This is a genomic window from Kitasatospora sp. NPDC096077, from assembly GCF_040303245.1.
Lineage (GTDB): Bacteria > Actinomycetota > Actinomycetes > Streptomycetales > Streptomycetaceae > Kitasatospora.
The window spans coordinates 36190-44321 of sequence record NZ_JBEOSV010000072.1; the positions used below are offsets into that span (position 1 = coordinate 36190).

Annotated in this window: 7 protein-coding genes and 1 pseudogene; 5 read left to right on the plus strand and 3 right to left on the minus strand. The window is 69.9% G+C overall.

The annotated features are described in order from the left end of the window. Window positions 1–5: 5 nt before the first annotated feature. From ABTZ03_RS36970 to ABTZ03_RS36985, 4 genes are all read left to right on the plus strand, one after another. Window positions 6–932 carry a zinc-binding dehydrogenase gene (locus ABTZ03_RS36970; protein ID WP_350517572.1) on the plus strand — a complete coding sequence of 309 codons (927 nt, stop codon included), beginning with the start codon at window positions 6–8 and terminating at the stop codon, window positions 930–932. 49 nt (window positions 933–981) lie between these two features. Continuing rightward, entirely contained in the window at window positions 982–1554 is a 573-nt protein-coding gene (locus ABTZ03_RS36975) for a hypothetical protein (RefSeq protein ID WP_350517573.1), read from the plus strand. 73 nt (window positions 1555–1627) lie between these two features. After that, window positions 1628–2212 (plus strand): TetR/AcrR family transcriptional regulator, encoded by a 585-nt coding sequence (locus ABTZ03_RS36980; RefSeq protein WP_350517574.1) that lies wholly within the window; start codon window positions 1628–1630, stop codon window positions 2210–2212. A 48-nt stretch (window positions 2213–2260) separates the two neighbouring features. After that, window positions 2261–3475, plus strand: a complete 1215-nt coding sequence (locus tag ABTZ03_RS36985) for an epoxide hydrolase family protein (protein WP_502894712.1) — start codon at window positions 2261–2263, stop codon at window positions 3473–3475. Window positions 3476–4432: 957 nt separating this feature from the next. Here the strand turns inward: ABTZ03_RS36985 and ABTZ03_RS36990 are convergent. Beyond that, complete coding sequence (locus ABTZ03_RS36990) at window positions 4433–4840, minus strand: RICIN domain-containing protein (RefSeq protein WP_350517575.1); 408 nt, start codon at window positions 4838–4840, stop codon at window positions 4433–4435. 334 nt (window positions 4841–5174) lie between these two features. Here ABTZ03_RS36990 and ABTZ03_RS36995 point away from each other — a divergent pair, with 334 nt between their 5' ends. Then, window positions 5175–5414, plus strand: a complete 240-nt coding sequence (locus ABTZ03_RS36995) for a hypothetical protein (protein ID WP_350517576.1) — start codon at window positions 5175–5177, stop codon at window positions 5412–5414. A 650-nt stretch (window positions 5415–6064) separates the two neighbouring features. Here ABTZ03_RS36995 and ABTZ03_RS37000 read toward each other — a convergent pair. Beyond that, on the minus strand, window positions 6065–7501 hold the full coding sequence (locus tag ABTZ03_RS37000) for a glycoside hydrolase domain-containing protein (RefSeq protein WP_350517577.1): 1437 nt from the start codon (window positions 7499–7501) through the stop codon (window positions 6065–6067). Between the two features lie 444 nt (window positions 7502–7945). After that, window positions 7946–8132: pseudogene (locus ABTZ03_RS37005) on the minus strand (hypothetical protein); the annotation flags it as partial.

Below are 8132 nucleotides of genomic sequence, written 5' to 3' on the forward strand. Positions count from 1 at the left end.
CTCCCGTGCGCGCACTCATCCCCACCGGTCGAGCCGGCCACCTCGTGGAGATCGGCGAGGTCGATCCCCCCGAGACCGCCCCGGACGAGGCCCTGGTCCGGATCACCTGCTTCTCCCTCAACCGTCCCGACTTCCTGCACCTGAGCAGTCCCGGGACCGGCTACCGTCCCGGCATCGACGCCGTGGGCGTGGTCGAGCGGGCCGCCGACGACGGCGGCGGCCCCGGAGCGGGCAGCCGCGTCGTCCTGCACCTGCCTGCCGGAGGTGCGGCCGCCGAGTACGCCGCGGTCCGCGCCCAGCGCCTGGTCCCCGTCCCGGACGGCGTGTCCTGCGACCTGGCCGCCGCACTGCCGCTGGCCGGGCTGGTGGCCCGCAGGCTCCTCGCCGAGGCCGGACCACTGGCAGGGCGCACCATCCTCGCCACCGGCATGAGCGGCGGCGTCGGCCAGTTCGTCGTCCAGCTCGCCGCCGCCGAAGGCGCCCGGGTCACCGCCGTTGCCGCCAGGAGCGAGCCGTGGCACCACCTGCCCGCACTGGGCGCCACCGTCACCCACGACATCGAGGACCTGGACGAGGGGAGCTTCGACATCGTGCTGGACTCCGTCGCAGGCCCCCTCGGCTCCGCCGCCGCCCGAAAACTGGCCCCCGGCGGCCTGTTCCTGTGGTTCGGACAGGCCGCCGCCCAACCCCTCACCCTCGACTTCTTCGCTCTGCTGGACGGCGGCCGGGGTCTGACCCTGCACCACTTCGTCTACCTGGCCACCGACGACCGGCAGGATGCCGACGACCTCGCCGACCTGCTGGAACTCGCCGCACAGGGTCGGCTGCGCGCGGAGATCGGACACCGGGCGCACTGGAGTCACAGCGCCGCCCTCCTGGAGGAGATGGCCCGCGGCCGGCTGCGCGGCAAGGCCGTCCTGACCGTCGACTGATCCGCACGCCCGCCCCTCGGGCCCCTCGACACCACTGAGGAGAGACATCATGACCGCGAAGGAAGACATCACCGCCCTGACGCGGGGAGCAGACCTGCTGCTCGACCGGACCGAGAACCCGCTCCACCGACGGATCCTGGAGAACTACCGCCGCCACGCCCTGCTCGAAGTCACCGGCCGCTGGCGCGAGGTGGTCCACGACCCCGCCATGACCGTGGCGCACCCCGTCTACCACTACATCGACCCCGACGGGCGCGGAGTCACCCTGGACGGGCAGCAGCAGGTCGCCGACTTCTACGACCGGATGGCGCGCCGACGCGCCACGGTCGTCACCGTCCACGGCGAGGAACTCGCGGTCGCCGACTGGGGGTTCGCCTCGGAGGCGACCTACCACCTCCACCTGCCGCCCGAGTCGAACCCCGACGGCGATCCCCGACGGACCTGGATCAGGCGCCAGCGGATCGCCATGCACTGGCGCTACGACGCCGACGCCCGCCTCCTCGAAGAACACCACTACGAACACCCCGACCGCGCGGAGTTCATCCAGATCCCCTCCGCCGACTTCATCACCCACGAGGCCGCCGTCGCCGCCCTCGGACCGCTCATCCGCCCCCTGCCCTGACCCGGGCGCTGGCCGAGCCGGCCCCTCCCATGTTTATATTGAACAATGGTTCAACCAAAAAACCCGCATCCCCATGCCCCGCACTCCTGAGGCCTCGGCGGCGGTCCGCGAGGCGACCCGGGCCAGGATCCGGCGCGCCGCCGTCCTGCTGATGGCCGAACAGGGCTACCGGGCCACCACACTGCGCCAGGTGGCCGCCCGCGCCGGCGTCGCCGACGGACTGCCCTCGCGCTACTTCGGCAGCAAGGACGGCCTGCTGATCGACATCGCCGACGGCTGGCGCGAGCGCACCCGCGCGGCACTCGCCGCCCAGCCGGCCGACAGCCCCGCCGCCACCCTGCGGCTGCTGATCCGCTCCGCCCTGCTGGGCCTGGACACCGCACCCGAGGAGGTCGAGGAGAGCCGGGCCGTCTCCGCCCTGCTCGCCGACCCCGAGGCCCGCTCCGTCCTGGTGGCCGCAGGCGCCGACCTCGCCTCCGCCGACCTGCTGCACGCCCTGGACGAGGCACTGACGGCCTGCGGCACCCCCGACCCCGAGGGCGCCCGGCTGCTCCTGCTGGCCGGCATCCGCGGCGGCCTCACCCTGGCCGCCGAGGACCCGGCCTTCCCGCTGCGCGACCTGGAGGCCGCCCTGCTCGACCACGTCCTGCCGACCTGACCGGACCATCGCCGTCCCTCACCCCACCCAACGACGAAAGGCCCCACCGTGACCGCCACAGCCGCCGCAGCCACCACAGCCGAAGTCCCCGCCATCCGGCCCTACCGCGTCGCGATCCCCCAGCACGCACTCGACGACCTGCGCGAGCGCCTCGCCCGCACCCGCTGGCCCGACTCGCCGCCCGGCACCGACTGGGACTACGGCGTCCCGCTCCACTACCTCCAGGACCTGGCCGAGCACTGGCGCACCGGCTACGACTGGCGCGAACACGAGGCCAGGCTCAACACCTTCCCGCAGTTCACCACGACCATCGACGGCACCAACGTGCACTTCCTGCACGTGCGTTCACCGGAACCCGAAGCCACCCCGCTGATCATCACGCACGGCTGGCCCGGCTCCGTGGCGGAGTTCCTGGACATCCTGGGCCCGCTGACCGACCCCCGCGCCCACGGCGGCGACCCGCGCGACGCCTTCCACGTGGTCGCCCCCTCCATCCCCGGCTACGGCTTCTCCGGCCCGACCAGCCAACTCGACTGGGACTACCGCAGGGTGGCGCGCGCCTGGGCCGAGCTGATGGCCCGCCTCGGCTACCCGCGCTACGGCGCGCAGGGCGGCGACTGGGGCTCGGGCATCTCCCGCGAACTCGGCCTGGCCGCCCCCGCGCAGGTGATCGGCGTCCACGTCAACACCTCCCCCACCTTCCCCACCGGCGACCCGGCCACCCTCGGCCCCCTCGACCGCGAACGGCTGGACACCTGGACCCGCCACCAGGCCGAGACCTCCGGCTACACCGCCGTCCAGGCGACCCGACCACAGACCCTCGGCTACGCCCTGACCGACTCCCCGGTCGGCCAACTCGCCTGGATCGTCGAGAAGTTCCGCGAGTGGACGGACTGCGGCGACACCCCAGAAACCGCGGTGGGCCGGGACCACATCCTCACCAACGTGATGCTGTACTGGCTCACCGCCACCGCCGGATCCTCGGCCCGGCTGTACAAGGAGTCGGCCCGCAACGGCTGGACCGAGGCCGCGCCCTCCACCGTTCCCACCGGCGTGGCCGTCTTCCCGCACGACATCACCCTGCCGGTCCGCGCCTTCGCCGAACGCATCGACAACATCGTGCACTGGTCGGAGTTCGACCGCGGCGGCCACTTCGCCGCCATGGAGCAGCCGGACCTGCTGGTCGCCGACATCCGCACCTTCTTCCGCGGCCTGCGGGAACGCCCCGCCCCGGGCACCGGGGAATCCGGTCGCCGGAGCTGACCGGCGAGCCGTGCGGAGACGGACGGCCCCGCGCCCGGGCCCGTCCAGGTGACGGCTTCGCGGCCGCTCCTACGAGCTGGTGCGCGAGTGCGGCGAGGATGTGCCGGCCTGAGCCGGGGCCCTGTCCAGACCGTGGCGGTGCGGTCCGAGCGACGTCGACGGCGGCGACGTCACTCGACCCGCACCGCTACGCCAACGCCAAGGTCCGCAAGAACTACGCCGGCACCAGCCCGGTCACCTGTGCCTCCGGGAGGAAGAAGGTCGTGACTGCGCAACACGTCCGCAACGACCGGTTCATCGACGCCCTGATCGCCCACGCCTTCTCCGCACTTCGGGTTTCCGCCGGCGCCAGGGCCTACTACGAGAAGCAGCGGTACCGCGGCATCGAGTCCAACGCCGCCCTGCGCCAACTCGCCAACTCGCCAACCGGCTCGTCGGCATCCTGCACGACTGCCTCAGGACCGGTACACCGTACGACGAGGCGACAGCCTGGTCTCAGCAAGCCCACGCACTCGCCGCTTGACTCTCCGGTTCATGGGATGTCTGTCAGGTTCTAGCGTTCAGATTCTCAGGTCCCTTGTGGCGCCGAGTGGGTGGGATGCGAGACTGCCACGCGGAGGCCGACCACCTCACTCAGGCAGCGCCCTCTCCCCCGGTCGGTCCGCCCGTTCAACACGGGCGCCACCGGGCCTCCGGAGCATCGGCCCGGCAAGGATGAGACGGAGAGCGCACAGGTGGCGACGCATTGCTGAGTCCATGGCAGGTCAGCGACCGTACTTTGGACAAGAGAGGCAACAAGGAAGCCTGCACGGAAGTTCCAGGGGGCAGGGAAAAGGATTTCCGTCAAACGTTTGCCGAGCGCGGCAGACCGCCGCGCTCGGCAAACTGCAGGCCGTCTGCGGCAATTCACCCAGAAGGTTTTCCGCCTACGGCCTTCCGGCTACCCATCCGAACGGATCAGATGTCCCAGTACTGGTCCTGGAAGTAGCCGCAGGTGGTCTGCTTGGCAGGGTTTCCCTCTTCCATCCCCTGGACCAGGAGACACTTTCCGCTGTGGTAGTTCACCCACCACGTGGAGTTGGCGCCGAGCCTGCGGGGGTACCACTTCTGGTCATCCTGTCCCGTACAGGTGTACTGGAAGACGGGGGCGCCGTCGTCGTACCCCTGGGCGGTGAGGCACTGGCCGCTGTAGGCGTTCCTGATCTCGGTGACAGCACCCGAGTCATTGAGGTGCCAGCTCTGATCTGCAAAGTTCCCCGCGGTGGTCTGGGTCGCCCGCGAGCCGTAGGCGCCGCTCGCCAGGACGACCAGGCACTTGTTGCTGTTCTGGTTGCACAGCCCGTAGTGGCCGGGCGGGTTGACCACGTCGCGGACGGAAGCACCTGTGGCCGACGCGCCAGCCACAGGGAGGAATGCCGCACTTGCGGCAAGAGCCGCCATGACGAAACCGAGCCGCTTGACTATCACGAGTCCCCTCCACATTGGTACACGGAATGCCTTGAGTAGCATTTCCTGGGAAAGACCGTATCAAAGACTCCGCATACGCGGAACTGATTTCAAGCCATCGTCGATTGTGCGCTTCATGCACTATTGTCAGGCATTTCATCGGCGCTTTTCGGTCATACTTCTACAACCTCGCATCCGGAGCATCGTGGCACTCTGGCGAATTCGATGAAAAGCAGCACCCGGACTTGGCGTGATGTGCCGAATACTCTCCTCGATCGCCCAACGGGCGCCCGCGACGGCGGCCGGTGCGGACGGCCGCGCCTCCGTCGGCGTGCTCGGCGCCGACGGCACGGTACGGCGCCTCGTCGTCCGCGCCGCCGCCGCCACCGGCAGCGGCTTCGTCGAAGTCGCCCCGGAGGCGGGCACCGCGCTCCCGCCCGGTGACCGGGTCGTGGTGGGCAACCGCCCCACCGGCGCGGGCGGCCGTCCATGAGTCCGGGCGCACCCGTCATGGAGATGCGGGGAGTCGGCCTCACCTATCCGGGCCCCCGCCCGTCGAGGCCCTGCGGCCCTTCGACCTGACCGTGCACCACGGCGACTACCTCGCGGTCGTCGGACCGTCCGCGAACTCCAGCACCCGCAGGGCGTCCTCGCACGTCATTGCCGGCAGGCTGCGCACCGACCGCCAGGCCGTCCCCTTGCGCACGCACTCCCGGGCGGGTGTGTCACAGCCCTGGCCAGGAAGGGCCCGGCGGGCCGCGCAGCGCGGCGCCCTGACCGGCCTGGCACGGTCAGAACCACGACGACCCCGATCCGGGCCCGCGGCCGGGGCAGGCCTCCATCGCCTGTTTTACGCGCCTCGGATGGCGCGTAGGAGCCGTACGCGGAAGCCGAGTGCTGCGACCTGGCGAACTATCTCACCGGCCCTCCTTCTCCTGTTAGCGCTGCCCCCACCCTCCCCGGCCCGCCCCGCCACCAGGTCCTCGCCATCCACCCACACCCGCACCTGTGCACCCCACCGTCGCCCGGGCGGCACCACCCTGATCTCCAGCCGATTGAACATCTGATCACCCTGCAGATACCGGCCGCTCCCCCCAGGGGACGCCGGTCCCGACGACCAGGTCGGGACCGGCTCCCTGAGGCTCAGGAGCCCGCGACGATGAGGTCAGCGGGAGTGCCGATCTGCGACCAGGCGGTGCCGTTGCCGCTCCACTCGAACACGGCGTCCTGGTTCGGCGTCAGGCCGAACCAGGTACCGCCCGTCGAGCAGAAGGTGTAGCCGGGACCACCGATCTGACTCCAGTTGTTCGGCGATCCGTTGTACTGGAACACGTTCCCGCCAGTGGGGTTGACCGCGAGCAGCCCGTGTCCGCCGCCGTACAGGTAGGTGGCGGGCCCTCCGATCTGGGTCCAGCTGGTGCCGGAACCGTTCCACTGGAACACGGCTTGCTGGTTGGATGAGAGGCCGTACAGGGCATTGTTGGAGACGGCGAAGGTGAAGCCGGGCCCGCCGACCTGGCTCCAGTTGTTCGGCGATCCGTTGTACCGGTGGATGTTTCCCGTGGTCGGGTTGGTCGCGAACAGTCCGAAGCCACCGGAGTACAGGGTGGAAGCCGGTCCGCCGATCTGGGTCCAGCCGCTGCCCGAACCGTTCCACTGGAACACGCCCTGACGGTTGGGCGTCAGGCCGTAGAGGGTGTCGTTCGACAGCGCGAACGTGTACCCCGGGCTGCCGACCTGGCTCCAGCTGTTCGGGGTCCCGTTGTACCGGTAGATGTTCCCCGACGTCGGGTTGGTCGCGAAGAGGCTCGCCCCACCCGCGAAGATGTCCGCGGCCGGCCCGCCGATCTGGGTCCAGCCCATTCCAGAACCGTTCCACTGGAACACCCCGGTTCCACTGGGCGAGAGGGCGTAGACGTGGGAGAGCGAGGAAACGCCCCACTGACCGAAGTCATCGGTCACGGACTGGTCCTTGTCCACGGACGTGCCGCCGACCTGGATGTTGTTCTGGACCTGGCGCAGTTGGGCACGAGAGTCCCAGCTGCCGCCGGACCAGGCGTAGGTCTGCCAACCCCAGCTGATCTTAGAGGTGTTGAACAACTGCTGGATCACGTAGTAGCCGCCGTAGGCGCCGGTACGGTCCCGGCCGATCACCGAGGCGATGCCGTCGAAGTACGCCTCGACCGCCGCCAGGTCGCCGGACTGCACATCCCAGTCGACGCTGAAGTAGATCGGGCGCGCGGTCGGCATCCCGGCCGCTGCTGCCGCGCTCTGTGCCCGCTGGGCGTCGCTGACGCCCTGGGAGTAGCCGTTCAACGGCGCGTACTGAGCCATCTCCCAGTTGCAGACCACGTCGATGCCGGCGCCGATGAACGCCAGTGCGCTGCTGCGGGTGAGGGCACCGGGTCCGGCGAGGTACTGACAGACGAAGCTGTAGCCGTTGGCGCTGATCGTCGAAGGGCTCGGGTTCGGGTAGGTGTTGAAGTCCAGACCCAACCGGCCGCCGGCTGCCGACGCGGCCGGTGAATCACCCAGGTCGAGCCCCAGCTTGAGCCCGGTACCGACGGCCACGGTGGCCATGGCCGCGAGCACGCGTCGGCGCGAGAGATCCGAACGAATGGGTTGCTTCTCAGTCAAGTCCTTGCTCCTGCTCGGCGAGACACGGAAAGCGCTGGAATCGTGACGACATGTCAGAGCGGCAGGCCAGGGAGATTCCCTGACGCTGGCGCGAAGATGACTAGGGCGCACGGCTTCCCGAGCGTGAGCGGCAGCAGTGGCGCCCCCTCGCCACGCAGTCGAGATACTAGTGGCGGCCCGCCCTGGGACAGGGAGCTGTTTTCCGGCCAGGCCCCACCACTCGGACGATCCCGGACACCGCTCCTGACCAGCCTAGACGGCAGCCGGACGTTCCTGGACACAGCACATCCACTGCTGACTCGCCGGACACCCCTGCTCCACCGGGCCGAGCCCGGACCGGCACGTGGTGGCTGATTCACGCCCCCTCTCGCTGGCCCCGACGGCGCGTCAGTTCGGGATGCGGGCTGCGATGCCGTCGAGGAGGAAGTCGAGGCCGGACTGGAAGGTCCGGTCGGCGTCGAGGTGGGGGCCGTCGTGGACGACTGAGAAAGTGTTGGGTAAGTGATCAACTCCGTGGCGTGATGCATGCCGGTGATCTTCGCGGTCTGGGGACCCGCGAAGATCACCGGCATGT

Bases quoted from the DNA above. Each gene is read 5' to 3' on its own strand.
- ABTZ03_RS36975 (WP_350517573.1), top strand. From the start codon at position 982: ATGACCGCGAAGGAAGACATCACCGCCCTGACGCGGGGAGCAGACCTG.
- ABTZ03_RS36980 (WP_350517574.1), top strand. From the start codon at position 1,628: ATGCCCCGCACTCCTGAGGCCTCGGCGGCGGTCCGCGAGGCGACCCGG.
- ABTZ03_RS36995 (WP_350517576.1), top strand. From the start codon at position 5,175: ATGTGCCGAATACTCTCCTCGATCGCCCAACGGGCGCCCGCGACGGCG.
- ABTZ03_RS37000 (WP_350517577.1), bottom strand. From the start codon at position 7,501: ATGGCCACCGTGGCCGTCGGTACCGGGCTCAAGCTGGGGCTCGACCTG.